Origin of the sequence: Kitasatospora paranensis (assembly GCF_039544005.1) — a bacterium.
Taxonomy (GTDB): Bacteria; Actinomycetota; Actinomycetes; order Streptomycetales; family Streptomycetaceae; genus Kitasatospora; species Kitasatospora paranensis.
On the sequence record NZ_BAABKV010000001.1, the window covers coordinates 2,159,719 to 2,183,274 of the forward strand.

Annotated in this window: 22 protein-coding genes; 13 read left to right on the forward strand and 9 right to left on the reverse strand. The window is 76.0% G+C overall.

Annotated features, from left to right (window positions below):
* Window positions 1-38 precede the first annotated feature (38 nt).
* Complete coding sequence (locus ABEB13_RS10775; RefSeq protein WP_345705318.1) at window positions 39-908, reverse strand: UbiA family prenyltransferase; 870 nt, start codon at window positions 906-908, stop codon at window positions 39-41.
* 109 nt (window positions 909-1,017) lie between these two features.
* Between ABEB13_RS10775 and ABEB13_RS10780 the strand changes: the two genes are divergently transcribed.
* The 12 genes from ABEB13_RS10780 to ABEB13_RS10835 all read left to right on the forward strand — a co-directional run bounded on the left by ABEB13_RS10780 (window position 1,018) and on the right by ABEB13_RS10835 (window position 14,357).
* Window positions 1,018-2,082: a type III polyketide synthase gene (locus ABEB13_RS10780; RefSeq protein WP_345705319.1), complete on the forward strand. Its 1,065-nt coding sequence runs from the start codon at window positions 1,018-1,020 to the stop codon at window positions 2,080-2,082.
* Window positions 2,083-2,089: 7 nt separating this feature from the next.
* A complete protein-coding gene (locus ABEB13_RS10785; protein ID WP_345705320.1) occupies window positions 2,090-2,611 on the forward strand; it encodes an isoprenylcysteine carboxyl methyltransferase family protein in 522 nt (173 codons plus the stop codon).
* Window positions 2,608-3,633, forward strand: coding sequence for an NAD(P)/FAD-dependent oxidoreductase (locus ABEB13_RS10790; RefSeq protein ID WP_345705321.1), 1,026 nt, complete (start codon window positions 2,608-2,610; stop codon window positions 3,631-3,633). The genes ABEB13_RS10785 and ABEB13_RS10790 overlap by 4 nt, the downstream gene beginning before the upstream one ends.
* A 519-nt stretch (window positions 3,634-4,152) precedes the next feature.
* Window positions 4,153-5,595: a glycoside hydrolase family 16 protein gene (locus ABEB13_RS10795; RefSeq protein ID WP_345705322.1), complete on the forward strand. Its 1,443-nt coding sequence runs from the start codon at window positions 4,153-4,155 to the stop codon at window positions 5,593-5,595.
* Between the two features lie 136 nt (window positions 5,596-5,731).
* Window positions 5,732-6,349 (forward strand): hypothetical protein, encoded by a 618-nt coding sequence (locus tag ABEB13_RS10800; RefSeq protein WP_345705323.1) that lies wholly within the window; start codon window positions 5,732-5,734, stop codon window positions 6,347-6,349.
* Window positions 6,350-6,506: 157 nt separating this feature from the next.
* Window positions 6,507-6,761 carry a hypothetical protein gene (locus ABEB13_RS10805; RefSeq protein WP_345705324.1) on the forward strand — a complete coding sequence of 85 codons (255 nt, stop codon included), beginning with the start codon at window positions 6,507-6,509 and terminating at the stop codon, window positions 6,759-6,761.
* 140 nt (window positions 6,762-6,901) lie between these two features.
* Window positions 6,902-7,441, forward strand: coding sequence for a COG4315 family predicted lipoprotein (locus tag ABEB13_RS10810; protein ID WP_345705325.1), 540 nt, complete (start codon window positions 6,902-6,904; stop codon window positions 7,439-7,441).
* Between the two features lie 369 nt (window positions 7,442-7,810).
* On the forward strand, window positions 7,811-9,463 hold the full coding sequence (locus tag ABEB13_RS10815; protein ID WP_345705326.1) for an APC family permease: 1,653 nt from the start codon (window positions 7,811-7,813) through the stop codon (window positions 9,461-9,463).
* A 343-nt stretch (window positions 9,464-9,806) separates the two neighbouring features.
* Window positions 9,807-10,835, forward strand: a complete 1,029-nt coding sequence (locus tag ABEB13_RS10820) for a phosphotransferase family protein (protein WP_345705327.1) — start codon at window positions 9,807-9,809, stop codon at window positions 10,833-10,835.
* Window positions 10,836-10,838: 3 nt separating this feature from the next.
* Window positions 10,839-12,062, forward strand: a complete 1,224-nt coding sequence (locus ABEB13_RS10825) for an acyl-CoA dehydrogenase family protein (protein WP_345705328.1) — start codon at window positions 10,839-10,841, stop codon at window positions 12,060-12,062.
* A gap of 1 nt (window position 12,063) precedes the next feature.
* The gene (locus ABEB13_RS10830; protein WP_345705329.1) at window positions 12,064-13,239 is read left to right on the forward strand and encodes an acyl-CoA dehydrogenase family protein; all 1,176 of its coding nucleotides are present in this window, start codon (window positions 12,064-12,066) and stop codon (window positions 13,237-13,239) included.
* Window positions 13,236-14,357 carry an acyl-CoA dehydrogenase family protein gene (locus tag ABEB13_RS10835; RefSeq protein WP_345705330.1) on the forward strand — a complete coding sequence of 374 codons (1,122 nt, stop codon included), beginning with the start codon at window positions 13,236-13,238 and terminating at the stop codon, window positions 14,355-14,357. The genes ABEB13_RS10830 and ABEB13_RS10835 overlap by 4 nt, the downstream gene beginning before the upstream one ends.
* A 152-nt stretch (window positions 14,358-14,509) precedes the next feature.
* On the opposite strand, the gene ABEB13_RS10840 is transcribed toward ABEB13_RS10835, so the two are convergent.
* From ABEB13_RS10840 to ABEB13_RS10860, 5 genes are all read right to left on the reverse strand, one after another.
* On the reverse strand, window positions 14,510-15,052 hold the full coding sequence (locus ABEB13_RS10840; RefSeq protein WP_345705331.1) for a DUF6193 family natural product biosynthesis protein: 543 nt from the start codon (window positions 15,050-15,052) through the stop codon (window positions 14,510-14,512).
* Window positions 15,049-15,234: a hypothetical protein gene (locus tag ABEB13_RS10845; protein WP_345705332.1), complete on the reverse strand. Its 186-nt coding sequence runs from the start codon at window positions 15,232-15,234 to the stop codon at window positions 15,049-15,051. The genes ABEB13_RS10840 and ABEB13_RS10845 overlap by 4 nt, the downstream gene beginning before the upstream one ends.
* 109 nt (window positions 15,235-15,343) lie before the next feature.
* A complete protein-coding gene (locus ABEB13_RS10850; RefSeq protein WP_345705333.1) occupies window positions 15,344-16,309 on the reverse strand; it encodes an NADPH:quinone oxidoreductase family protein in 966 nt (321 codons plus the stop codon).
* Window positions 16,306-17,109 (reverse strand): SDR family oxidoreductase, encoded by an 804-nt coding sequence (locus ABEB13_RS10855; protein WP_345705334.1) that lies wholly within the window; start codon window positions 17,107-17,109, stop codon window positions 16,306-16,308. Before ABEB13_RS10855 ends, ABEB13_RS10850 begins: the two co-directional genes overlap by 4 nt.
* Window positions 17,106-17,861: an SDR family oxidoreductase gene (locus ABEB13_RS10860; protein WP_100890958.1), complete on the reverse strand. Its 756-nt coding sequence runs from the start codon at window positions 17,859-17,861 to the stop codon at window positions 17,106-17,108. The genes ABEB13_RS10855 and ABEB13_RS10860 overlap by 4 nt, the downstream gene beginning before the upstream one ends.
* A gap of 163 nt (window positions 17,862-18,024) precedes the next feature.
* Between ABEB13_RS10860 and ABEB13_RS10865 the strand changes: the two genes are divergently transcribed.
* Complete coding sequence (locus tag ABEB13_RS10865) at window positions 18,025-18,639, forward strand: TetR/AcrR family transcriptional regulator (RefSeq protein WP_345705335.1); 615 nt, start codon at window positions 18,025-18,027, stop codon at window positions 18,637-18,639.
* A gap of 29 nt (window positions 18,640-18,668) precedes the next feature.
* Here ABEB13_RS10865 and ABEB13_RS10870 read toward each other — a convergent pair whose 3' ends face one another.
* The 3 genes from ABEB13_RS10870 to ABEB13_RS40470 form a co-directional block, all read right to left on the reverse strand.
* Window positions 18,669-19,643, reverse strand: coding sequence for an ABC transporter ATP-binding protein (locus tag ABEB13_RS10870; RefSeq protein ID WP_345705336.1), 975 nt, complete (start codon window positions 19,641-19,643; stop codon window positions 18,669-18,671).
* Window positions 19,640-21,922, reverse strand: a complete 2,283-nt coding sequence (locus ABEB13_RS10875; RefSeq protein ID WP_345705337.1) for a hypothetical protein — start codon at window positions 21,920-21,922, stop codon at window positions 19,640-19,642. The genes ABEB13_RS10870 and ABEB13_RS10875 overlap by 4 nt, the downstream gene beginning before the upstream one ends.
* Window positions 21,923-22,416: 494 nt before the next feature.
* A complete protein-coding gene (locus ABEB13_RS40470) occupies window positions 22,417-22,980 on the reverse strand; it encodes an FtsX-like permease family protein (protein ID WP_425559961.1) in 564 nt (187 codons plus the stop codon).
* Between the last annotated feature and the right edge of the window lie 576 nt (window positions 22,981-23,556).

The following is a 23,556-nucleotide window of genomic DNA, read 5'->3' on the forward strand; positions in this document are numbered from 1 at the left end:
GGGCCCCGTCCGCGTGTCCGGGCCGCCCTGAGCCCCCGTCACCCGGTCGGTGAGGCGCCGCGGAGGAGCAGCAGCGCGACGTCCAGGCCGGCGATCCCCAGTGCCGCCAGGAACGGCACCCGGCCGGGCGCCGCCGGTGCCAGCACCGCGGCCGCACCGGCCGTCACCAGCACGGCGAGCCCGGCCGCACCCGGCGGGCCCGGCGGGCCGAGCACCAGGACGGCGGTCGCCGCCGCCAGGCAGCCGGCGGCCAGCGCCGCCGACGCGCGCCGTCCGAGCCGCTGCGGCAGCCCGAGCACGCCCGCCGCCCGGTCGTCCGCGATGTCCGGCAGCACGTTGGCCAGGTGCGCGCCGCAGCCCAGCAGCACGGCCGCCGCCGTCACCCACCGGGCCGGCCACGGGGCGCCCGGCAGCGCCAGCGTCACGAACGCCGGCAGCAGTCCGAAGGCGACCGCGTACGGCAGCCAGGACAGCACCGTGCGCTTCAGCCCGAGGTCGTACGCCCACCCCGCCGCGACCCCCGTCAGGTGCGCGGCACCGGCGGCCGCACCACAGGCCAGCGACAACGGCACCGCCGCCAGCAGTGCCAGGCCGGCGCCCGCGCCCACCACCCCGGGCGGCACGTCACCGCGGACGAGCGGCTTGTCCCGGCGCCCGGCGGCGACGTCCCGGGCCAGGTCGGCCCGGTCGTTGCACCAGCCGATCGACAGCTGCCCGGCGGCCACCGCGGCCGCGGTCAGCAGGGTGCCGCCCACGCCCCGCCCGGCGGCCGCCGCCAGCGCGGCCGCGAACACCGTCACCGCGGCGGCCGGCGCGGGGTGACAGCTCGCCAGCAGCGCCCCGGCGGCGGCCCGTGTCCCGCGGCCCGCGGCGACGCGCGCCCCCGGCCCGGTCAGCTCGTTCGACATGGCGTCAGGGTAGGGCCCGCCGGCGCCCGGCTGCGGGACGCAGTCGCGGACGGCACGCCCGGAGTGTTCCGTTGAGGAGGGTTCTCCTGTTCGTCCCTATGCTGAACGGATGACCAGAATCGTGGCGGTGAGCGGGGTGCTGCCACCCCACCGGTACCGGCAGCAGGAGCTGGCCGAGGCCCTCGCCCGACTGGTCCTGCCGCCGGGCGCCGATCCCGCCGTGCTGCACCGGCTGCACGCCGGGGCCGGGGTGACCACCCGCCACCTGGCGCTCCCGCTGGAGGCGTACGCCGACCTCGGCGGGTTCGGGCGGGCCAACGACGCCTTCATCGCGGCCGCCCTCGACCTGGGCGAACAGGCCGTCCGCGCCGCGCTCGACGGCTCCGGCCTGACCGCCGACGGGATCGACCTGGTCGTCTCGACCTCGGTGACGGGCATCGCCGCCCCCTCGCTGGAGGCCCGGCTCGCGGGGCCGCTGGGCCTGCGCCAGGACGTCCGCCGACTGCCGGTGTTCGGCCTCGGCTGCGCGGGCGGCGCGGCCGGGCTCGCCCGCCTGGACGACCACCTGACCGGGCATCCGGGCCACGCCGCCCTGCTGCTCTCCACCGAGCTCTGCTCCCTGACCCTGCAGCGCTCGGACGCCTCGCCGGCCAACCTGGTGGCGTCCGCGCTGTTCGGCGACGGTGCGGGTGCGCTGCTCGCCGTCGGCGCCGGACACCCGCTGCACGACACGGCCCCCGGCCCCACCGTGGTCGCCAGCCGCAGCCGGCTCTACCCGGGCACCGGGCACCTGCTCGGCTGGGACATCGGCGACCGCGGCTTCCGGATCGTGCTCGGCAGCGACCTGCCCGAACTCGCCCGGCTGCACGTCGCCGAGGAGACCGCCGCCTTCCTCGCCGAGCACGACCTCAAGCCCGGCGACGTCGACGCCTGGATCTGCCACCCCGGCGGCCCGAAGGTGCTGGACGCGCTCTCGGAGGCGCTCGGCCTGCCCGACGCGGCGTTCGCGGCCAGCCGCCGGTCGCTGGCGGCGGCCGGCAACCTCTCCTCCGCCTCCGTGCTGCACATCCTGCGCGACGTCCAGGCCGCACGGCGCCCGGCTCCGGGCTCGACCGGCCTGATGCTGGCCCTGGGCCCCGGCTTCGCCTCCGAACTCGTCCTGCTGCGCTGGTGATCCGACGATGCCCTGGTACACCCTGCTCATCGCGCTGACCGCCGCCGAGCGGATCGGCGAACTCGTCGTCGCCCGCCGCAACGCCGCCTGGAGCCTGGCCCGCGGCGGCACCGAGTCGGGCCGCGGGCACTACCCGCCGATGGTACTGCTGCACACCGCCCTGCTCGTCGGCTGCCTGCTGGAACCGGCCGTCGCCGACCGGCCGTTCGTCCCGCTGCTGGGCTGGCCGATGCTGGCCCTGGCGCTCGGCGCGCAGGGGCTGCGCTGGTGGTGCATCGCCACCCTTGGCCGCCGCTGGAACACCCGTGTCATCGTCGTGCCCGGCCTGCCGCTGGTGACCGGCGGACCGTACCGGTGGCTGCGGCACCCCAACTACGTCGCCGTGGTGACGGAGGGCTTCGCGCTGCCCCTGGTGCACTCCGCCTGGGTCACCGCGCTCTGCTTCACCGGCCTGAACCTCGCCCTGCTGGCCGTCCGGATCCGCTGCGAGGAGACGGCGCTCGTCCGGGCCACGGCGGCGCTGCCGTGATCGACCTGCTGGTGGTGGGCGGCGGCCCGGCCGGGCTGGCCACCGCCGTGCACGCCGCTCTCGCCGGGCTGGAGACGGTCGTCGCGGAGCCGCGCCCCGGCCCGGTGGACAAGGCCTGCGGCGAGGGCCTGATGCCGCCCGCCGTACGGGAGTTGGCCGCACTGGGGGTCGCCCCGGCCGGGCAGCCCTTCCACGGCATCCGCTACCTGGACGCCGCCACCGGCCGCTGCGCCGAGGCCGCCTTCCGGCGGGGCGGCGGGCTCGGCGTGCGGCGCACCGTGCTGCACGCCGCACTGGCCGCCCGCGCCGCCGAACTCGGCGTCACCGTCGTGCCGTCCCGGGTCACCGATGTCCGCCTCGGCCCGGAGTCGGTGACCGCGGGCGGGCTGACCGCCCGCCACCTGGCGGTCGCCGACGGGCTCCACTCCCCCACCCGGCGGGCCCTCGGACTGCACCTGCCCACGCCCGCCGGGCCGTCCGCCCGGTACGGGCTGCGCCGCCACTACCCCCTGGCACCGTGGTCCGACCGCGTGGAGGTGCACTGGTCGGCACGGGCCGAGGCGTACGTCACCCCGCTCGGACCGGAGCTGGTCGGGGTGGCGCTGCTCACCTCGGACCGGGCGCCGTTCGACGAGCAACTGGCGGCCTTCCCGCTGCTCGCGGCCCGGCTGGCGGGCGGCCCGGGCACACCCGTGCGCGGCGCCGGCCCGCTGCGGCAACGGTCCCGGGCCCGGGTCGCCGGCCGGGCGCTGCTCGTCGGCGACGCCGCCGGCTACCTGGACGCCCTCACCGGCGAGGGCCTGTCGGTCGCCCTCGCCTGCGCGGGCGAGCTGGTGCGCTGCCTGCGCGAGGGCCGGCCCGAGGCGTACGAGCAGGCGTGGCGGCGGGCCTCGCGCGGCTACCGGCTGCTCACGGGTGCGCTGCTGTGGGCGCGGCTCCGGCCGGCGCTGGCGCCGCGGATCGTGCCGCTGGCGGCCAGGCTGCCCCGGGCCTTCGAGGCGGGCGTCAACCTGCTGGCCTGACCCGGGGACGGCGGCGGCCGGCACGGCCGCGCGGGGTGACTGGTCGCCCGGGTGGCGGGGACTTCCGCACCGCCCCCGGGCGCAGGTCAAGGGGACCGTGCGGGCCGGTGCACGGGCCAGGCGCAGGGACGGGTGCACGGGAGCGCGCGGGCGGCACAGGGGGCGCGTGCGGTCCCGCGGTCGGGCTGAACCGGCGTCACGGGCCGCCGGGGCAGCTGCCGGCCCCTCCGCCAACCCGCCCAACAGGTCGACCAATTACCTCAAATCGGGCATTACGGGCACACTTGGCCGCCTGTCGCGCCGGGCCTGTGCCCGATGTCACAGCAACCCCGTCACGACCCAGCCCTGCCAGGGAATTCGGGCGTGTACACGCCGTCCGGACCACCTCCCGGACGGGCAGCGGGCTTGCGTCGTGGGCGGACCGTCGCGCAGGCTCTGGCGCTGAGCGGTCCGCCCACTCCGTCCGACGGAGCGGCGGACCACGTCCATCGAGGGGGTACGAAAGGTCCCCCTGCCGCCATGCCCCGACACCCCAAGCACCGTCGCAGCCGACAGATCTCCGGACGTCGGCTGACCGCACTCGGACTCGCCGTGGCCGCCGTCGGCACCGGTATCGGCGCCGCCGCCTGGGCCGCACCGGCCACCGCGACCGCGAGCACCGACCAGGTCGTCGTGGACAGCCTGACGCTGACGCCGACCACGCCGGCCACCGGCACCTCGGTCACGGCCAAGGCCGTCCTGCACGCCACCCGCGCCACCTCCGTCCAGGCGCTCACCGTCGCGGTGCGTTCCGCGAACGGCGCCCACTACGACTTCTCCGGCGCCACCGCGGCGACGCTGGACTCCGCACAGCGGACGTTCGCGCCGCAGGCCCGGACCTTCCCGGCCGGCAGCTACACCGCCTTCGTCGCGTACAAGGCCGGGAACGTGTGGCACAACCTGGCGCCGGCACGGTCGTTCGTCTCCAACGGCTCGACCGTGACCCCCAGCCCCTCGCCGTCCAGCAGCGCCTCCGCGCCGTCGACCCCGAGCGCGGCCCCGACCACCGCCGCCCCCGGCACGCCGTCGGCGACCCGCACCGCGAGCCCGTCCGCGACGGCTGCCCCGACGAGCGCGTCGCCCACCACGAGCGCCACTCCGACGTCGGCGCCGAGCACCTCGGCGAGCGCCACGGCGAAGCCGAGCAGCAGCGCCTCCGCCTCCCCCTCGACCTCGGCGAGCCCGTCCGCGTCGGCGTCGCCGTCCGCGTCCGCCTCGGCGAGCAGCTCCGGCAGCGGTCCGCGCGGCATCGCGGGCAGCTGGAAGTCGGTGTTCGCCGACGAGTTCAACGGCTCCTCGGTCGACTCCTCGAAGTGGACGGCGAACTGGCTCGGCTGTGCGACCTGCACCACCCCGCCGGTGAACAGCGGCTACGAGTCGGCCGCCTACGCGCCGTCCCAGGCCACCGTCAGTGGCGGCAGCCTGCACCTGACCGCCGTCCAGCAGGCCACCACCGTCAACGGCAAGACCTACCCGTACCGCTCCGGCATGGTGCAGAGCAACGGCAAGGCGCAGTTCAGCTACGGCGCGTTCGAGGCCCGGATCTACCTGCCGGCGACCGGCTCCAAGATCTCCAACTGGCCGGCCTTCTGGACCGACGGCCAGAGCTGGCCCGCCGACGGCGAGATGGACGTCATGGAGGGCCTGGGCGGCCAGGCCTGCTACCACTTCCACTCCCCGGCCGGCGGCCCCGGCAGCTGCGCCTCCGGTGACTTCACCGGCTGGCACACCTACGGCGCCGAGTGGGCGCCGGGCTCCGTCACCTACTACTACGACGGCGTCCAGGTGGGCAGGATCACCACTGGCATCACCACCGCCCCGCAGTACCTGATCCTGAACAACGGCGTGGACAGCACCACCCCCGCGGTGACCTCCGCCCCCGCCGACATGCAGGTCGACTACGTGCGCGTCTGGCAGCACTGAGACCGGCAGTACCGACAGCGGCACCACCCGCAGGGCCCGTGCCCCCGTCCCCTTCCCCGGGGCGGGGGCACGGGCCCTGCGGCCCGTCCCGGACGGCGGGACAATGCCGGAGGGGCCCAGCGACCGGGAGGACGCCATGGCGCAGCACCGTCCCGGCGGCCCGGACGGCCGCGACCACACCGAGCACCCGGCCCCCACCCCCGCGCCCGCACCCACTCCCGGCCCCGGCCCCGGCCCCGTCGGCTGGCGGGCCCTGCTCGGCGAGGAGACCCTGCGGCTGATCGACCGCCGGCGGCGGCGCGGCCTGGGTCTGCTGCTGGTCTGCTGCGTGGCACTGCTCCCGTGGATCGGCTATCTGGCGGCGACCCTGCCGGTGCACTACGAGGCCCGGCAGTGGCGGCTGGCGTGGGTCGGGTTCGACCTCGGCCTGCTGGTGGCCCTCGGGGCGACCGCCTGGTACGGCTGGCGGCGGCGCCGGCTGATGGTGCCGTGGGCGCTGGCGGCGTCCGTCCTGCTGGTCTGCGACGCCTGGTTCGACGTGATGCTGTCCTGGGGCACGGACGAGATCTGGGAGAGCCTGGGCGCCGCGCTGCTGATCGAGCTGCCGCTGGCCGCAGCCCTGCTGCTGCGGGTGCGCAGCATCCTCCGGCTCATGGTGCGGCACTACTGGATGCTGGCCGGACTGCCCGGTGCACCCCCGTCGCTCGGACGGGCCCCGTTGTTCACCGATCCCCCGCCGGAACCCCGGGCCTGACCGGCAGGGCGTGGCCCCCGGCAGGGCCGAGCGGCGGCCGGGCGGGCGGTCGCCGGCAGGGCCGAGCGGCGGCCGGGCGGGCGGAGCGGTTGGGCCGGGCGGGGGATCCGGGCGGTGCGGCCGTCCGGTCCGGCCCACGGCGGGTGACACTGGAGGTATGGCAGCGTCACCGGACATGGCCGCCGACGACGGGGACATCTTCCACCCGCCGGTCGTCGTAGGGCCTCCCACCCCAGGCGACCGCCCCTACCGGCAGGTGGAGATCTACGGCCGCCCGGTGGGCGAGGCGCGCAGCGCCGAGGACGTCGCGGAGTACATCCGCCGGGCAGGCGTGCCCGAACCCGATCTGGACGACCCCGACCTGGTCGGCTGGCGGGGCGGCGACCGGACGGTGTGGTCGGCGGCGGACTGACCCGCGGGCGGGCCCGGCATGGGCCGTCCAGGGCAATCGGGCCACTCCATCCGCCGACCGGCGGGCCTCTGGAGTGGCCGGGCGGACGGCGCGGGGCGGTAGTGGTAGCAGACCGCTCACGCCCGGTGAAGGAGTCCGCGATGTTCAAGCCCCGCCCGGCCGCCGCCCTCGCCGCCGCCCTGCTCGCCCTGCTGTGCGCGGCGACGGCCGCCGGCTGCGCCCCCGGCGACCCGACGCCGGCGCCGCTGCCCGGGGAGCCCCGGCAGGAGTCGGCGAGTCCGAGCCAGGGCCCGAGCCCCGAGCAGAGCGCGAGCCCGGAGCGGCCCGGCACCCAGGTGGGGCTGGCCGAGGACGCCGGGCTCGGACCGATCCTGGTCGACTCCCAGGGCCGCACCCTCTACCTCTTCGACGGCGACACCTCGACCCGGTCGACCTGCTACGCCGACTGCGCCGCGGCGTGGCCACCGCTCACGACGGCGGGATTCCCGGTGGCGGGCACGGGGGTGGACGACGGGCTGCTGGGGGTGGGTCCGCGCACCGACGGCGCCTCGCAGGTGCTCTACAAGGGTCACCCGCTCTACTACAACGCCCAGGACACCCAGGCGGGCGACGCGTCCGGCGAGCAGATCGACCAGTGGTTCGCGGTGGACGCGCTCGGCGACAAGGTGACCGGCGGGTAATACCGGACAGGACCGGATCGGCAGCGCCCGAACCGCGCTGAATGATGGTCTGCACCAATTTCGATGCCTGCATACTCATCCACAATCCATCCCCGAAATATCCCCGGACCGCCTCATGACTATGCAGTCGGGCGGGTGGCGATACCTGGTCACGGAATTCCTCAAGGGATCCTCAAATCTCAAAACATCCCGACGACCTGCACAGATGCCAACTCCCTTGGCATCAGTGAACTTTGACAATATTTCATGATCGACCGCGCCGGGCGAAGATAACTATTCGGATTCATGGGGTTCTGTTCGACAAATCCATCCGCCTAGCCTTGGGCAACTCTCAACCCCTGCCATTCGTCCGAGAGGTCCACTCCACCCATGGCTTCTGTTGACCAGTTCGCCCCCACGAGCGCCCCTCCCACCGGCAAGAGCGGCGGCTCGCTCCGCCGCGAAGTCGGCCTGATCGGGCTCCTCTGGGCGTCCGTCGGCTCGATCATCGGCTCCGGCTGGCTCTACGGCGCGAAGAACGCCGTCATGGTCGCCGGCCCGGCGGCCCTCATCTCGTGGGGCATCGGCGCGGTCGCGATCGTGCTGCTCGCCTTCGTCCACGCGGAGCTGGGCGGGATGTTCCCGGTCGCCGGCGGCACCGCCCGCTACCCGCACTACGCCTTCGGCGGCCTGGCCGGCATGTCCTTCGGCTGGTTCTCCTGGCTCCAGGCGGCGACGGTCGCGCCGATCGAGGTCGAGGCCATGATCGGCTACGCCGGTCACTGGGAGTTCGCCAAGAGCTTCCTCAACGACAACGGCACCCTCACCACCAGCGGCTTCGTGGTCGCGGTGCTGCTGATGGGCGTGTTCGTCGCGGTGAACTTCCTCGGCGTCCGGGTCCTCGCCCACACCAACTCGGTGGCGACCTGGCTGAAGATCTTCGTCCCGCTGCTCACCATCTTCGTGCTGGCGGTCAGCAACTTCCACGGCAGCAACTTCACCTCGCACGGCTTCGCGCCGTTCGGCGCCAAGGGCGTGCTCGCCGCCATCAGCACCAGCGGCATCATCTTCGCGCTGCTCGGCTTCGAGCAGGCCATCCAGCTGGCCGGCGAGAGCCGCAACCCCAAGCGCGACATCCCGCGCGCCGTGCTCGGCTCGGTCGCCATCGGCACCCTGATCTACGTCCTGCTGCAGGTCGTGTTCATCGCCGCGCTGCCCGGCACCGCCTTCGCCAAGGGCTGGGGCAACCTGGACTTCCCCGGCATCAGCGGCCCGTTCGCCGGCCTCGCCACCCTGGTCGGCCTCGGCTGGCTCGCCTGGGTGCTGTACTTCGACGCCATCGTCTCGCCCGGCGGCACCGGCCTGATCTACACCACCTCCACCTCGCGCATCTCCTACGGCCTGAGCAAGAACGGCTACGCCCCGCAGCTGTTCGAGCGGATCGACAAGCGCGGCGTGCCGTGGTTCGGCCTGACCATCTCGTTCGTCACCGGCGTGATCTGCTTCCTGCCCTTCCCGAGCTGGCAGGAGCTGGTCGGCTTCATCACCTCCGCCTCGGTGCTGATGTACGCCGGCGCCCCGCTGGCCTTCGGCGCACTGCGCCGCCGCCTGCCGAACCGCGAGCGCTCCTACCGGCTGCCGTTCGGCGAGGTCATCGCCCCGCTGTCGTTCGTGGTCGCCAGCCTGATCATCTACTGGACCGGCTGGCACACCCTGGCCCGCCTGGGCATCGCGATCGTCATCGGCTACCTGCTGCTCGGCGGCTACGCCGCGTACGCCACCCGCAAGGGCCTGCCGAACGCGCCGCGCCTCGACTGGCGCCCGGCGCAGTGGCTGCCCGTCTACCTGGTGGGTCTCGGCCTGATCTCCTGGCAGGGCGGCTTCGGTGACGGCACCGGCGCCATCCCGATGTGGTGGGACATGGCCCTGGTCGCCGCGTTCTCCGTCGGCATCTACCACTGGGCGATCCGGGTGGCCCTGCCGGCCGACCTGATCGACGAGAACATCGAGGGCGTCGAGGTCGTCGACGAGGGCGGTCACTGACCCCTCCCCTCCCCCGAAACCCCGCGAGCCCGGCCGGACCCACACCCGGCCGGGCTCGCGGCCGTCCCGGCACCGTCCCCCTCCGGTTGTCGAGCCGTCGGGCGTACCCGCTGCACCGGGAGGACGACGACCGGGGCCGGGCCGGCGCCCGGATCGCCCGGGCCGTCGGCGGCGGCCGCCCCCGCCACCGCGCGGCCCGGCACCACGAGCCGCCCCGCGCACCGACCGCCCCGGGGCGGCTCGCCGCGTGCCCGCGGGGGCCCGGCGGCCGTTGACAACGGCAGCCCTCCCGGCGAAGCTAAGCAAGCGCTTAGTCAGTAGATTCCTACCGAGGCGAGGGCCCATGAGCGACACCCCCGAGACCCCACCCGGTCTCGACCTGGCACGGCTGCGCGAGCGGCTCGACGCGGACCTGCCGGGCACCGTCACCGGACCGCTGCACGCCCGGCTCTTCGAGGGCGGCCGGTCAAACCTGACGTATCTGCTGGAGGACGGCACCTCCCGCTGGGTGCTGCGCCGCCCGCCGCTCGGCCACGTGCTCGCCACCGCCCACGACATGGCCCGCGAGTACACCGTGCTCGCCGCCCTGCACCCCACCCGGGTCCCGGTACCCCGGCCGCTGCTGCTGGTCGAGGACACCGAGGTGATCGGCGCGCCCTTCTACCTGATGGAGCACGTCGACGGGACCCCGCACCGGGACGCCGCCGCCCTCGCCGCTCTCGGCACCGAGCGGGTGCACGCCCTCGGCCTCCACCTCGTCGACACCCTCGTCGACCTGCACGCCGTCGACCCCGACGAGGTCGGGCTCGCCGCCTTCGGCCGGCCCGAGGGCTTCCTGGAGCGGCAGCTGCGCCGCTGGGGCAAGCAGCTCGACGCCTCCCGCAGCCGTGAGGTGGCCGGCATCGACGACCTGCACGAGCAGCTCGCCCGCACCCTGCCCGACTCCCCCGCGCCCGCGCTGGTGCACGGCGACTACCGGCTCGACAACGTCCTGGTCGGCGACGACGACCGGATCCGGGCGGTGCTCGACTGGGAGATGTCCACCCTCGGCGACCCGCTGACCGACGTCGGCCTGCTCGTGATGTACACCGAGCTCGCCCGCCGCTTCGACGGCGCGCTGCCCGGCGCCGCCCTCGCCCCCGGCTTCCCCACCACCGCCGAACTGGTCGGCCGGTACGCGGCCGGCTCCGGGCGGGACGTCTCCGCCCTCGGCTGGTACGTCGGCTTCGCCTCCTTCAAGCTCGCCGTCGTGCTGGAGGGCATCCACTACCGCTTCACCCAGGGCCGCACGGTCGGCGCCGGCTTCGACCGGGTCGGCGAACTCGTGCCGCTGTTCGTCTCGTTCGGCCTCACCTCACTCAAGGAGCGCTGACCCGTGGACTTCGCCTTCGACTCCCGCACCGAGGAACTCCGCTCCCAACTGCTCGACTTCATGGACGAGCGGGTGTACCCGGCCGAGCCGGTGCTGGCCGCGCAGCTCGCCGACCCGGCCCGCGAGCCGTGGACCGTCCCGCAGGTGGTCGCCGGACTCCAGGCGGCGGCCCGGGACCGCGGCCTGTGGAACCTCTTCCTGCCCGGCGACGCGGGCGCCGGGCTCACCAACCTCCAGTACGCGCCGCTCGCCGAGATCACCGGCCGCTCCGTCCTGCTCGCCCCCGCCGCCCTCAACTGCGCCGCCCCGGACACCGGGAACATGGAGGTGCTCCACCAGTTCGGCAGCGAGGAGCAGCGCAAGCAGTGGCTGGAGCCGCTGCTGGCCGGCGAGATCCGCTCCGCCTTCGCGATGACCGAACCGGACGTCGCCTCCTCGGACGCCGCCAACATCACCACCCGGATCGAGCGGGACGGCGACGACTACGTCGTCAACGGCCGCAAGTGGTACATCACCGGTGCGATGAACCCGAACTGCCGGATCTTCATCGTGATGGGCAAGACCGACCCGGACGCGCCCAAGCACCGCCAGCAGTCGATGATCCTCGTCCCGCGCGACACCCCCGGCGTCACCGTGAAGCGCGGCATGACCGTCTTCGGGTACGAGGACCAGGACCACGGCGGGCACGCCGAGGTGATCTTCGAGGACGTCCGGGTGCCGGCGGCGAACCTCATCGGTGAGGAGGGATCCGGCTTCGCCATCGCGCAGGCCCGGCTCGGCCCCGGCCGCATCCACCACTGCATGCGGGCGATCGGCATCGCCGAGCGCGCCCTGGAACTGATGTGCCGCCGGGTCACCGACCGGATCGCCTTCGGCCGCCCGCTCGCCGACCAGGGCGTCGTCCAGGACTGGATCGCCGAGTCGCGGGTGCGCATCGAGCAGGCCCGCCTCCTGGTGCTCAAGACCGCCTGGCTGATGGACACCGTCGGCAACCGCGGCGCGCACACCGAGATCCAGGCCATCAAGATCATCGTGCCGCAGACCGTCGAGTGGATCCTCGACAAGGCCGTCCAGGCGCACGGTGCCGCCGGCGTCAGCCAGGACACCCCGCTCGCCCAGCTCTGGGCCGGCAACCGCACCCTGCGGCTCGCCGACGGCCCCGACGAGGTCCACCGCAGGTCCCTCGCCCACCGCGAACTCAAGCGCTACCAGCAGAAGGAGAGCTGACATGGAGTCGGAACTCCGCGAGCGCACCGCCGCGCTGCTCGCCGCCCACGACCCCGCCGACACCGACCGGCTCGCATTCCTGCAGGCCCGCTTCGACGCAGGCCTCGCCTGGGTGCACTTCCCGGAGGGCCTCGGCGGCCTCGGCGCCCCGCGCAGCCTCCAGGCCGTGGTCGACGCCGAACTGGCCGCCGCCGGCGCCCCCGGCAACGACCCCCGGCGGATCGGCATCGGCCTCGGCATGGCCGCCCCCACGATCCTCAAGTACGGCACCGATGCGCAGAAGCGGCGCTTCCTGCGGCCGCTGTGGACGGGCGAGGAGGTGTGGTGCCAGCTGTTCTCCGAGCCGGGCGCCGGATCCGACCTCGCCGCCCTCGGCACCCGGGCCGTCCTCGACGGCGACACCTGGGTGGTGGACGGCCAGAAGGTGTGGACCTCCAGCGCGCACACCGCCCGCTGGGCGATCCTGATCGCCCGCACCGACCCGGACGTGCCCAAGCACCAGGGCATCACCTACTTCGTCTGCGACATGACCGACCCCGGCGTCGACGTCCGGCCGCTGCGCCAGATCACCGGCGAGGCCGAGTTCAACGAGGTCTTCCTCACCGGCGTCCGGATCCCCGACGCGCACCGGCTCGGCGCGGTCGGCGAGGGCTGGCAGGTCGCCCAGACCACCCTCAACAACGAGCGGGTCGCCATCGGCGGCCAGGCCGCACCGCGCGAGGCCGGGATGGTCGGCGTCGTCGCCGAGACCTGGCGGGCCCGGCCCGAGCTGCGCACCCACGACCTCCACCAGCGGCTGCTCAAGGGCTGGGTGGAGGCCGAGGTCGCCCGGCTCACCGGCGAACGGCTGCGCCAGCAGCTCACCGTCGGGCAGCCCGGCCCCGAGGGCGCCGCGATGAAGCTCGCCTTCGCCCGCCTCGCCCAGGAGTTGAGCGGCCTGGAGGTCGAACTCCTCGGCGAGGAAGGCCTGTCGTACGACGACTGGACGATGCGCCGCCCCGACCACGTCGACTTCACCGGCCGCGAGGCCGGCTACCGCTACCTGCGGGCCAAGGGCAACTCCATCGAGGGCGGCACCTCGGAGATCCTGCGGAACATCATCGCCGAGCGGGTGCTCGGCCTGCCCGGCGAGCCGCGCACCGACAAGAACGTGCCCTGGAAGGAGCTGCCGCGATGACCGCCGACCTGCTGTACTCCGAGGTCGAGGAGGAGCTCCGCGCCAGCGTGCGGGCCCTGCTCGCGGACCACTGCACCACCGCCGCCGTGCTGGCCCGCTGCGAGGGCCCGGCCCCGTACGACCCGGCGCTGTGGCGCAAGCTCGCCGCCGACCTCGGCGCCGCCGGGCTCCACGTCCCCGAGGCGGCCGGCGGTGCGGGCGCCTCACTGCGCGAAACCGCGGTCGTCCTGGAGGAGTTGGGCCGCAGCGTCGCGCCGGTGCCGTTCCTCGGCAGCGTCGTGCTGGCGACCACCGCACTGCTCGCGGCCTGCCCGGCGGACCCGCTGACGGCCGCCCTGGCGGAGGGAGCGCGCACGGCGGCGCTGGCGGTGCCGCTGTCGACGGCGCCCGGGTCGGCGTTCCCGGCCGGTGTCCGGGTGGACGGCGCGGGCACGCTCGGCGGCCGGATCACCGCGGTCGCCGATGCCTCGGCCGCCGACGTGCTGCTGGTCCCGGCGGCCGGCCCGCAGGGGGCCGCGCTGTACGCGGTGGAGGCGAGCGCGGCCGGGCTCGGCGTGGTGCCGCGGACATCACTGGACCTGACCCGGCCGGTGGCGGACGTGACGCTGGCCGGGGTGCCCGGGCGGCTGCTCGCGGCCGGACCGGACGCGGAGGCGGCACTGCAGCGGGCCCTGCTGACGGGTGCCGGGCTGCTGGCCTCCGAGCAGTTGGGCATCGCCGAGTGGTGCCTGGCCACCACCGTGGCGTACCTGAAGGAGCGGACCCAGTTCGCCCGCCCGCTGGGCTCGTTCCAGGCGATCAAGCACCGGCTGGCCGACCTGTGGCTGGAGACGGTCGGGGCCAGGGCGGCCGCCCGGTACGCGGCGGACACGCTGGCCCGGGGCGACGCGGACGCGCCGGTCGCGGTGGCGCTGGCCCAGGCGCACTGCGGGGCGCTGGCGGTGCGGGCCGCGGAGGAGTGCGTGCAGCTCCACGGCGGCATCGGCATGACCTGGGAGCACCCGGCCCACCTGTACCTGAAGCGCGCCAAGGCCGACCAGATCGCGCTCGGCACCCCGGGCGCCCACCGCGCCTCCCTGGCCCGCCTGGTGGACCTGCCGGCCCCGGTCTCGGGCTGACGGCATGCCAGTTGCCTGTGCCCCGGCGGTCCGACCGTCCGGGGCACAGGCGCTTGCGGGTCGGCGGTGGGCGCCGGAGGACAGCTCCGCGGAAAGCGCCGGGCGCCGGTGCTCGGCGGGTTCGGCGAGGACGGCGCGCCGGACCGACCCGGTCAGTGCGCCGGGCCGGTGCCCTCCGGGAGGGCGGCCACGGCGAGGGCGACGGCTTCTTCCGGGGTGGTGGTGCAGGCGATGACCTCGCCGAGGTCCCGCACCACGTACTGCCCGTCGCCCTGCGGATCGATCGCGTATCCGACCCGCTCGTACGGGTGGTTGACGCGGGTGGAGAACCAGAGCACGAAGTGGCTGGTGACCGGCATCAGCCGACGGAGGGCGGGCTGGGCGTGCGCCGCCTCCACGAGTGCCTCAACATGGGGACGGCGCCGTCCCGGAAGCATGTGGAACCGGTCGAGCTTGTGTCTCCAAGCCAGTTCGACCTGGTCGAACGGCTCGCGTTCGTGGTCGAGCGCCCATGGCCTGAACCGGATGAACGGGGCCGCCACCCGGGTGCGTTCGAGACCGGCGCCGCCCATCCAGGCCGCAACGGCCCTGGCCACGGCGGCCAGGTCCTCGGTCGTTCCCGCGGCGAGCGAGGCACCCTGCCGGCCACAGCGCACCCGGTAGCCGGGCTCGGCCCGGAGGGCGATCACGGTCACCCGACGGCCGTCGGCGTCGCGGAACTCGACGCTGCGCTCCCCTTCTCCTCCGGCGCGGGAAGAGCGAGCCCGAACTCCGCGGCGGTGCGGCGCAGATCGGCCGCCAGGCTGTCGTCGGCGGCCGGTGCGGGGGCGAATTCGCCGGCCGCGGGCGGAACCGGGCCGGGTGCGGAGGAGGTCATGGGTTCAGTCTGCGGGGATCCGCTTCCCGGTCAAGCGCAGCGGCCCCCGCCACTCGTCCGCCGGACACCGAGTGCCTGGCGGGACGGTGGCGAAGGCCGTCGGCAGGGTTCACGGGTGCAGCGTCAGCCGCCCGATCGAGGCGCCGTCGGCGACCAGTTGGACGGCCTCGGCGGCGCGGTCCAGGGTCAGGTGCTCGCCGATGAGGGGCTTCACGACGCCCTTGGCCGCGAGCCCGGTGAGTTCGGTGTGGCAGTCCCGGACGGCCTGCGGGTCGCGGGTGTTGTAGAGACCCCAGTGCAGGCCCAGGATGGCGTAGTTCTTCACCAGGGCGTGGTTGAGACCGGGCGCCGGGATGGTGCCGCCGGCGAAGCCGACCACGACGATCCGGCCCTCGAAGGCGATGCACTTGGTGGAGCCGGTGTAGGCGTCGCCGCCGACCGGGTCGAAGACGACGTCCGCACCGCGGCCGCCGGTGGCCTGCTTGACCGCCGCGACGAAGTCCTCGCTGTGCCGGTCGATCACCAGGTCCGCGCCGAGCGCGGTGGCGGCCGCCGCCTTGGCCGGGCCGCCGACCACGCCGATCACCGTCGCCCCCGCGGCCTTGCCGAGCTGGACGGCGGCGCTGCCGACGCCGCCCGCCGCGGCGTGCACGAGCAGGGTCTCGCCGGCCCGCAGCCGGGCCCGGCGGTGCAGGGCGAACCAGGCCGTCTGGTAGCCGATGTGGAGGGCGGCCGCCTCGGCGTCGTCGAGGGCGGCGGGGGCGGCGAAGACCGATCCGGCGTCCATCAGGGCGTACTCGGCGAAGGCGCCGGCGGGCAGCAGGGCGGTGCCGATCAGTCGCTCCCCGGCCCGGTCGCCGCCGGCGGCCTCGCCGCACAGCTCGACGCCCGGGGTGAACGGCAGCGGCGGCCGGACCTGGTAGTGCCCGCGGCACATCAGCGCGTCGGGGAAGTTGACGGCGGCGGCCCGGACCTTCACCAGCAGCTGTCCGGCCGCGGGGACCGGACGGTCGGTCTCCGCCTGCACCATCACTGCGGCGGGCTCGCCGAGTTCGCGTACCTGCCAGGCCTTCATGCGGTGCCTCCCGGGGAGTTCTCGATCGCCTGCTGGAGGTGGTTCATCCCGGCCAGCCAGCGGTCCGGGGTGGTGGCGCGGGCCGCGGCGTAGTCGGCGACCTCGGGGTGCGGCAGGACGAGGAAGCGCTCCTCGGCGATGGCCCGGAGGGTGGCCGCGGCCACCTCCCCGGGCTCGATCGCGGTGGGCCGCAGCAGGACGTCGCCGGCCGCGCCGGTGACCTTCAGCATGTCGGTGCGCACGCCCTGCGGGCAGAGCGCGTGCACCCGGATCCCGCGGTGCCGGTAGGTGGCGGAGAGCCATTCGGCGAAGGCGAGCGCGCCGTGCTTGCTGACGGCGTACGGCGCAGAGCCGAGCATGGTGAGCAGGCCGGCCGCGGACACGGTGGCGAGGAAGCGGCCCTCGCCCCGCTCCAGCCAGTCGGGCAGGAGCTGTTCGGCCGCGCGGACGTGCGCCATCACGTTGACGTCCCAGGCCCGGGCCCACACCTCCGGGCCGGCGTCGGCCCCGCCGATCGGGGCGATGCCGGCGTTGGCGCAGTAGACGTCGACGGCGCCGAGCGCGGCGCGGGCAGCGCCGAGCAGGTCGGCGACGCCCTCGGCCGAGGCGGCGTCGCCGGGGGCGGCGGTGCCGCCGATCCGGTCCGCGACGGCCTTGGCGGCGTCGGCGTCCAGGTCGTTCACGACGACCCGGGCGCCGGCGGCGGCGAAGGCCGCGGCCAGGGCCTCGCCGATGCCGCGGCCGGCCCCGGTGACGACGACGCCGCGGCCCGCGAGGCCGCTGTCCGCGGGGGCGGTCACAGCCCGCCGCCGAGGGTCACGCCGCCGTCGACGACGAGGTTCTGGCCGGTGATCCAGGCGGCGTCGTCGGAGAGCAGGAAGGCGACCGCGCCGGCGACGTCCTCGGGCAGGCCGAGCCGGCCGAGCGGGTAGGCGCGGGCGACCTTCTCCTCGCGGCCCTCGTAGAGCGCCTCGGCGAACTTGGTCTTGACGACGGCGGGCGCCACCGCGTTGACCCGGATGCCGGGGCCGAGGTCGGCGGCGAGCTCCATGGTGAGGCGGATGACGGCGGCCTTGCTCACGCCGTACATGCCGATCCCGGCGGAGGAGCGGATGCCGGCGATGGAGGCCACGTTGACCACCGCGCCGCCGTGCTCGCCCATCCAGGCCGCGTGCGCGCGGCGGGTCCAGGCGAGCGGCGCGAGGACGTTGACGGCCATGATCTTGGCGGCCACCGCGGGGTCGGTGTCGAGCACCGGGCCGTAGGCGGGGTTGATGCCGGTGTTGTTCACCAGGAAGTCGAGCCGGCCGAAGGCCTCCATGGTGCGGCTCACCGCCTCGTCCTGGTGGGCCGCGTCGTCGGCCTTGCCGGCGACCGCGATGGCGACCTCCGGGCCGCCGAGGTCGCGGACGGCGTCGGCGAGCGGCTCGGGGTTGCGGGCGGTGATGCAGACCTTCGCGCCGCGCTGGACGAGCTCCCGCGCGATGCCGAGGCCGATGCCCCGACTGGCGCCGGTGACCAGGGCCACCCGGCCCTTGAACGAGGGTGTCATCGCCAAAACCTTTCGCCGTACGTCTGTCGACAGGTGGAGCACGGATGGAGCGCGGATCGAGCACGAGGATGGTGACTAAGCGCTTGCTTAGCATGTTGCCGACGGGCCACACTGTCAACAGCCGGGCGCCGCCGTCCGTGATCCGTCTGCGAGGATTGACGCCATGACCGACCAAGCCACCGCCGACCTGTGGTCCGGGGAGCGCACCGAGACCGCCCGGCGGCTGCTGCTCGCCGGTGTGGAGTCCTTCGCCCGCCGCGGCTACCACGCCACGACGACCAGGGACATCGCCACCGCGGCCGGCATGAGCCCGGCGGCGCTGTACATCCACTTCCCGTCCAAGGCCGCCCTGCTCGCCGAGATCAGCCGGACGGGCCACCGGGCCACCCTGGACCTCGTCGAACGCGCCGAGGCCTCCGCACCCGGGCCGGTCGACCAGATGCGGCAGCTGGTCGAGGACTTCACCGTCTGGCACGCCCGCGGCCACACGGTCGGCCGGATCGTCAACCACGAGCTGTACGCGCTGCCCGAGGACGCCTTCGCCGAGGTCGCCGGCCTGCGGATCCGGATCGAGGACACCGTGCGCCGGATCATCGAGCACGGCGTCGCGGTCGGCGACTTCGACGTCCTGGACGCCCGGACGGCCGCCCGCGCCGTCACCTCGCTCGGCATCGACGTGGCGCGCTGGTACACCGACCGCTCGACCGAGACCCCGGAGGAGCTGGGCCGCCGCTACGGCGTCCTGGTCCTGCGGATGCTCGGGGGCCCGGCCGCCTGACCGGCCCCCTGCCCCTGTCCCTGGGTCCGCTAGCGGTCCGTGTCGTCCGCCCGGACGGCGATGTGGTCGGCGGCCAGGTCGACCGCGACCCGGCGCTCCATGCCCAGCGCCCGCAGGAAGGCCGGCGGCAGCTGCACCCGCCCGGCCCGGTCGAGGACGACGTACTCCCGCTCGCTGACCTGCTCCGAGCCGTCCTCGGCAGTGACCGTCCGCCGCAGCACCTCGGTGCTGGTCCGGCCGTCCCGGACGGCCACCGTGCGGCGCACCTCGCCGGCCACCATCGGGTCGTGCGTGACGATCACCACCGTGGTGCCCAGCTCGCGGTTGACGGTGCGGAAGGCCTCGAAGATGCCCGCGGCCGTCTCGGAGTCGAGCTCGCCGGTCGGCTCGTCGGCGAGCAGCACGGCCGGATCGTTGGCCATCGCCACCGCGATCGCCACCCGCTGCTGCTGGCCGCCGGAGAGCTCCGCCGGGCGGCGGTCGGCCAGGTCACCGATGCCGAGCGCCTCCAGCAGCTCGGCGACGCGCGCCCGGTGCCGCCGCTTGGCCCCCGGGCCGCGGCGCCCGCCGCGCAGTTGCAGCGGCAGGGCGATGTTCTGCGCGGACGTCAGGAACGGCATCAGGTTGCGGGCGGTCTGCTGCCACACGAACCCGACCACCTCGCGGCGGTAGCGCAGGCGCTCGCCGGCGTTCATCGCGAGCAGGTCGCAGCCCCCGACGGCGGCGGAGCCGGCCGTGGGCACGTCGAGCCCGGCGAGGATCGCCAGCAGCGTGGACTTGCCGCTGCCGGAGGCGCCGACCAGGGCCACCAGGTCGCCGCGGTCCACCACCAGGTCGAGCCCCTGGAGGGCCTGCACCTCGACCCGGTCGGCGGTGAAGATCCGCACCAGCCGGTCGCAGACGATCGCGGCGTCCGCGCCGTACCGGACGGGCTCCGCCGCGGCCAGCGCGGCCCGCTGCAGGTCCTGGTAGCTCGGTGCCACGCCGGCCGTGTCGCTGGTCATCGGTCGTCCCCCGCTCGGAGTTCGGTGCTGATCTGTCGTCGGGCCGAGTACGCCGCCTCGGCGAACACCGCGGCCGCCGCGGCCGCCGCGAGGGCCAGGGCCTGCACCGCCACCGGCCCGGCGGCGAAGGCGACGGTGGCGTGCACGGGCGCACCGATGATGGCGGCCAGGTCGACGGCCGGGCCGAGGACCAGGGCGGCGGCCGCGGCCAGGGCGGCACCCACCACCGCGGCGGCGAGGGCCTGCGGCAGCGCCTCCGCGAGGATCAGCGCCAGCCCGGCCCGCGGGCGCAGCCCCATCGTGCGCAGCCTGGCGAGCAGCGCCGTCCGTTCCGGTGTCGCCCGCACCAGGGTGAGCAGGACGGCCAGCAGGGCGAAGGCGTCGGCGGCGAGCACCGCGGTGTCGAAGAGCCGGGCCGCCGCGCGCGGCGCCGGGTCGGCGGCGAGCCGCCGCGCCTCCGCCGCGGCGGTGGCGACGTGGTAGCGCGCCGGGCCGGCCGAGGCCGCCTGGACGGCCGTGCTCCCGGCTGCCGGGTCGAGCCGCCGCAGCAGGTCGCCCAGCGGGCCGGGCTCGATCCGGCCGGTGCCGAACCAGAGGTTGGGGTGGCCGACGGCGGGGAGCGCGGCGGCGGCCGGTGCGGCCGGCAGCACGGCGATCTCGCCGCCGCCGACGCCGACGGCGCCGTCGATGACGCCCACCATCCGGGCCTCGATCTCGCCCGGTCCGAGGTGGATCCCGGCGGGGCTGTCGTCGAGGCGGGCGGCGAGCCCGGGGGTGACCAGGACGGGCACCGCGCCGTCGGCGGTGCCGGCGGCGAGCAGCGCCGGGTCGAACCGGCCCGTCCCGGACTTCTCCGCCAGCGCCGCGTAGCGGACGGGGTCGACCACCAGCACGGTCACGTTCGGGAAGAGGCTGCGGTCGGCCGTCGCCATCGCGGCGTCGCCGTCGCGCCAGGCGGTGAGCCCGGAGACGACGCCGGGCAGGGCGGCGGCGGCGTCCGCGAAGCCGGCCGGCAGCGGGTCGCCGGGGGTGGAGACCACCGCGTCGGCGCCGACCGCGGTCAGCGCGGCCCGCTGCTGTCCGGCGTGCAGGGCGGTGAGGACGGTGGCGCCGAATCCCGCCGTGGTGACCGCCAGCAGCAGGGCGAGCAGCGGCAGGACGCTCGGCCTGCGCCGTCCGCCGCTTCCCCGGGCGGCCCGGGCCAGCCCGAGGAAGGCGATGGGCCCGCGGCCCCGGGCGGCGCGCCGGGCGGCCAGGCCGGCCAGCGCGGGCCAGCAGCGGGCCAGCAGCAGGGCCCCGGAGAGGGCGATCAGCAGGGGCGCGGCGACGAGCAGCGGATCGACGCCGGCGCCGGACGCGACACCGCGCCGCCGGGCCGCGACCAGCGCACCGACGGTGACCGCCGCGACGGCCGCCTCGGCGACGGCCCGGCGGCGCCCGGAGCGGTGTGCGGCCGCTTCCTGCCGGGCGCCCCGGCGGGCGTCGGCGGGCAGCGCGAGCAGGGCGCGCACGGGCAGGGCGAGCAGGGCGACGGCGGCGGCCGCGCCGCCGGCCGCCACGGCGGCGCCCCAGCGCGGGGTGGGGAGCGCGGCCAGCGCCAGGACGGTGGCCACGGCGGCCGCGGGCAGCACCGTCACCGCCCCCTCGGCCAGCAGCCGCCGGCCGAGCGCGGTGCGGGAGGCGCCACGGGCGCGCAGCAGGTGCAGTTCGGCCGTACGGCGCTCGACGGCCAGGGCGGCTGCCAGGCAGAGCACGGCGAGCGCGACCCCGGCGGCGCCGACCGGTCCGAGCGCGGTGAGCGGGGCGGCCGCGGCCCGGCGGTGCTCGGCCAGCGTCAGCAGGGCGGGCAGGTCGGACGTGACGTGCAGGTCGATGCGGCGGGACTCGGCGGCGGCCGCGTCGGCCTTCGGGCCGGCCAGCAACGCGCCGACGCTGCCCTGCAGGGCGGCCGTCCGGTCGGCCCGCAGCACCGTCGGGTCCAGCGGCAGCTGGACGAAGTCCTCGGCCCGGTCGGACCACCACGACAGGGCGGCGAGCCGGCCGCGGCCGACCAGGGCGCCGGTCAGCCAGTACGGCACGGACTCGCCCTGGACGGTGCGGGCGACGGGGCAGGCCGCGGTCAGGCACGCCGTGCCGGCCCAGAACGGGTCCTGCGGGTCGGTGGCCCGGAAGAGGCCGACCACGGTGGCCAGGCGCTGCTGCTGGAGGACGCTGCCGCCGTCGATCACCGAGCCGACGTGCAGGCCGAGCACGGCGGCGGTCGGCTCGGCGAGCGCCACCTCGACCGCGGGGCCGGCGGCGGAGGGGAACCGCCCGGCCAGCGCCCGGCGGCGAGCCGGGCGTGCCGGTCGGCGCCGTCGAGGAAGAAGAGGCCGAGCTCGGGGGTTCGCCGCCGGGCCGGGGCAGTCCGGCGCCGAGCAGCGGCATGGGTACGAGGGTGCGGGAGCCGGTCACCGTCCGGCCGGGTTGGAGCCGCAGCGGGTCGTCGACCAGTCCGCTCACCGTGGCGCGCAGGGTGTCGAGGTCGGCGGCGAGGTCGTGGCTGCCGCGCAGCGGTGTCGCGGTGGCGACGAGCGCACCGGCGGTCGGTCCGTTGGCGCGGACGAGCGCACGCAGCGCCCCGTCGGCGGAGCGGTCGAGGGTGCGCGGCAGCGCGGTGGCGAGGAAGGCCGTCGCGAAGACCAGGGCGGCCGCCAGCAGCGCGGCCCCGGTGCGGCCCGCAGCCGTGCCCGCACCCAGGGCGTCGGGCCGACGGCGCGGCCGTGACGCTCGGTCACATGTCCTCCAGGTGGCGGAGCCGGGCGGCGGCCTCGGCGTGGCGGCGGCCGGTGAGCACCGCGGGGACGAGCAGGGCGAGGCAGACCACGGCGGCGAGCACGGCCACCTGGCCGGGCGGCAGCTGGACGACGACCGCGGGCACCGGGCGGCGGGCCTGCGGGGTCAGCACGGCGAGCGGGACGACCAGCCGGACGAGCAGGGCGCCGAGGGCGAGACCGGTCGTCAGGCCCAGCACGCCCAGTACCGCCTGCTGCGCGGGCACGGTCCGGGTCAGCGCGCGGCGGGGTGCGCCGAGCGCGGTCAGCACCGCGAACTCCCCGCGCGCTCGGCGGCGGAGCCGGCCGTCGCGGTGGCGAAGCCGATCGCGGCGAGCACGACGGCGGCGAGCGCCAGGGCGGCCAGTGCGGCCTGCGCGGCGGCGCCGTACGGGTCGGCGCGCAGGGCGGCCGCGATCTCGTCCCGGACCTGCAGGCTCTGGGTGGCCGTCGGGTCGCCGCGCAGCGCCTCGGCGGCCCGGCCGGGCACGGGGTCGGCGGGGCCGGTGCCCGGCAGCCACCATTCGGAGGGGCCCAGCCCCGCTCGCCGGCCGCGACGAGGCAGCGGTCGAGGGTGGCGAGGTCGACGGCCAGGGCCGCGCGGGTGGTGGTCGGCAGGGCGTCCACCACGGCCGCGACCCGCACCTGGACGTCGCCGGTGCCGAACGGCACCCGGACGAGGTCGCCGACCGAGGCGCCGAGCCCGGTGAGGTAGCCGCGGGTCGCGACGGCCTTCACCTCGGGAACGGCGGCCGCGGTGCCCGCGCGGTCGGCGGGGGCGAGTTCGATCCGCGCGGAGTCGGCGCCCAGGGTGGTCGCGTCGAGGATCAGCGGGGTGTCGGCCGTCGCGGCGGCCCGGGTCGTCGCGCCGGGGTGCGCGGAGCCGCGGACGGACCAGCCGAGGCCGTCCGGGACGGCGGCGGCGGTGGCCGGGCCGGTCGCGGTGTCGCCGGCCGCGATCCGGTGGAGCGTCACCCGGCGCGCGGTCGCGGAGTCGGGGACGGCTCCGCTGTCGACGGCGACGCCGACGACGGTCAGCGGGGCGGCGAACGTCCCGGACGGGCCGGTCAGCTCGTCGAGGTCGGCGGAGACCGTCCGTC

Excerpts from the sequence above, each read along its gene's own strand:
- ABEB13_RS10815 (WP_345705326.1), top strand. The coding sequence starts at position 7,811 with ATGGCTTCTGTTGACCAGTTCGCCCCCACGAGCGCCCCTCCCACCGGC.
- ABEB13_RS10870 (WP_345705336.1), bottom strand. The coding sequence starts at position 19,643 with ATGACCAGCGACACGGCCGGCGTGGCACCGAGCTACCAGGACCTGCAG.
- ABEB13_RS10810 (WP_345705325.1), top strand. The coding sequence starts at position 6,902 with ATGTTCAAGCCCCGCCCGGCCGCCGCCCTCGCCGCCGCCCTGCTCGCC.
- ABEB13_RS10795 (WP_345705322.1), top strand. The coding sequence starts at position 4,153 with ATGCCCCGACACCCCAAGCACCGTCGCAGCCGACAGATCTCCGGACGT.
- ABEB13_RS10830 (WP_345705329.1), top strand. The coding sequence starts at position 12,064 with ATGGAGTCGGAACTCCGCGAGCGCACCGCCGCGCTGCTCGCCGCCCAC.
- ABEB13_RS10785 (WP_345705320.1), top strand. The coding sequence starts at position 2,090 with ATGCCCTGGTACACCCTGCTCATCGCGCTGACCGCCGCCGAGCGGATC.
- ABEB13_RS10850 (WP_345705333.1), bottom strand. The coding sequence starts at position 16,309 with ATGAAGGCCTGGCAGGTACGCGAACTCGGCGAGCCCGCCGCAGTGATG.
- ABEB13_RS40470 (WP_425559961.1), bottom strand. The coding sequence starts at position 22,980 with ATGGTGGCTGCCGGGCACCGGCCCCGCCGACCCCGTGCCCGGCCGGGC.
- ABEB13_RS10780 (WP_345705319.1), top strand. The coding sequence starts at position 1,018 with ATGACCAGAATCGTGGCGGTGAGCGGGGTGCTGCCACCCCACCGGTAC.
- ABEB13_RS10775 (WP_345705318.1), bottom strand. The coding sequence starts at position 908 with ATGTCGAACGAGCTGACCGGGCCGGGGGCGCGCGTCGCCGCGGGCCGC.
- ABEB13_RS10860 (WP_100890958.1), bottom strand. The coding sequence starts at position 17,861 with ATGACACCCTCGTTCAAGGGCCGGGTGGCCCTGGTCACCGGCGCCAGT.
- ABEB13_RS10835 (WP_345705330.1), top strand. The coding sequence starts at position 13,236 with ATGACCGCCGACCTGCTGTACTCCGAGGTCGAGGAGGAGCTCCGCGCC.
- ABEB13_RS10820 (WP_345705327.1), top strand. The coding sequence starts at position 9,807 with ATGAGCGACACCCCCGAGACCCCACCCGGTCTCGACCTGGCACGGCTG.
- ABEB13_RS10805 (WP_345705324.1), top strand. The coding sequence starts at position 6,507 with ATGGCAGCGTCACCGGACATGGCCGCCGACGACGGGGACATCTTCCAC.
- ABEB13_RS10845 (WP_345705332.1), bottom strand. The coding sequence starts at position 15,234 with ATGACCTCCTCCGCACCCGGCCCGGTTCCGCCCGCGGCCGGCGAATTC.
- ABEB13_RS10865 (WP_345705335.1), top strand. The coding sequence starts at position 18,025 with ATGACCGACCAAGCCACCGCCGACCTGTGGTCCGGGGAGCGCACCGAG.
- ABEB13_RS10800 (WP_345705323.1), top strand. The coding sequence starts at position 5,732 with ATGGCGCAGCACCGTCCCGGCGGCCCGGACGGCCGCGACCACACCGAG.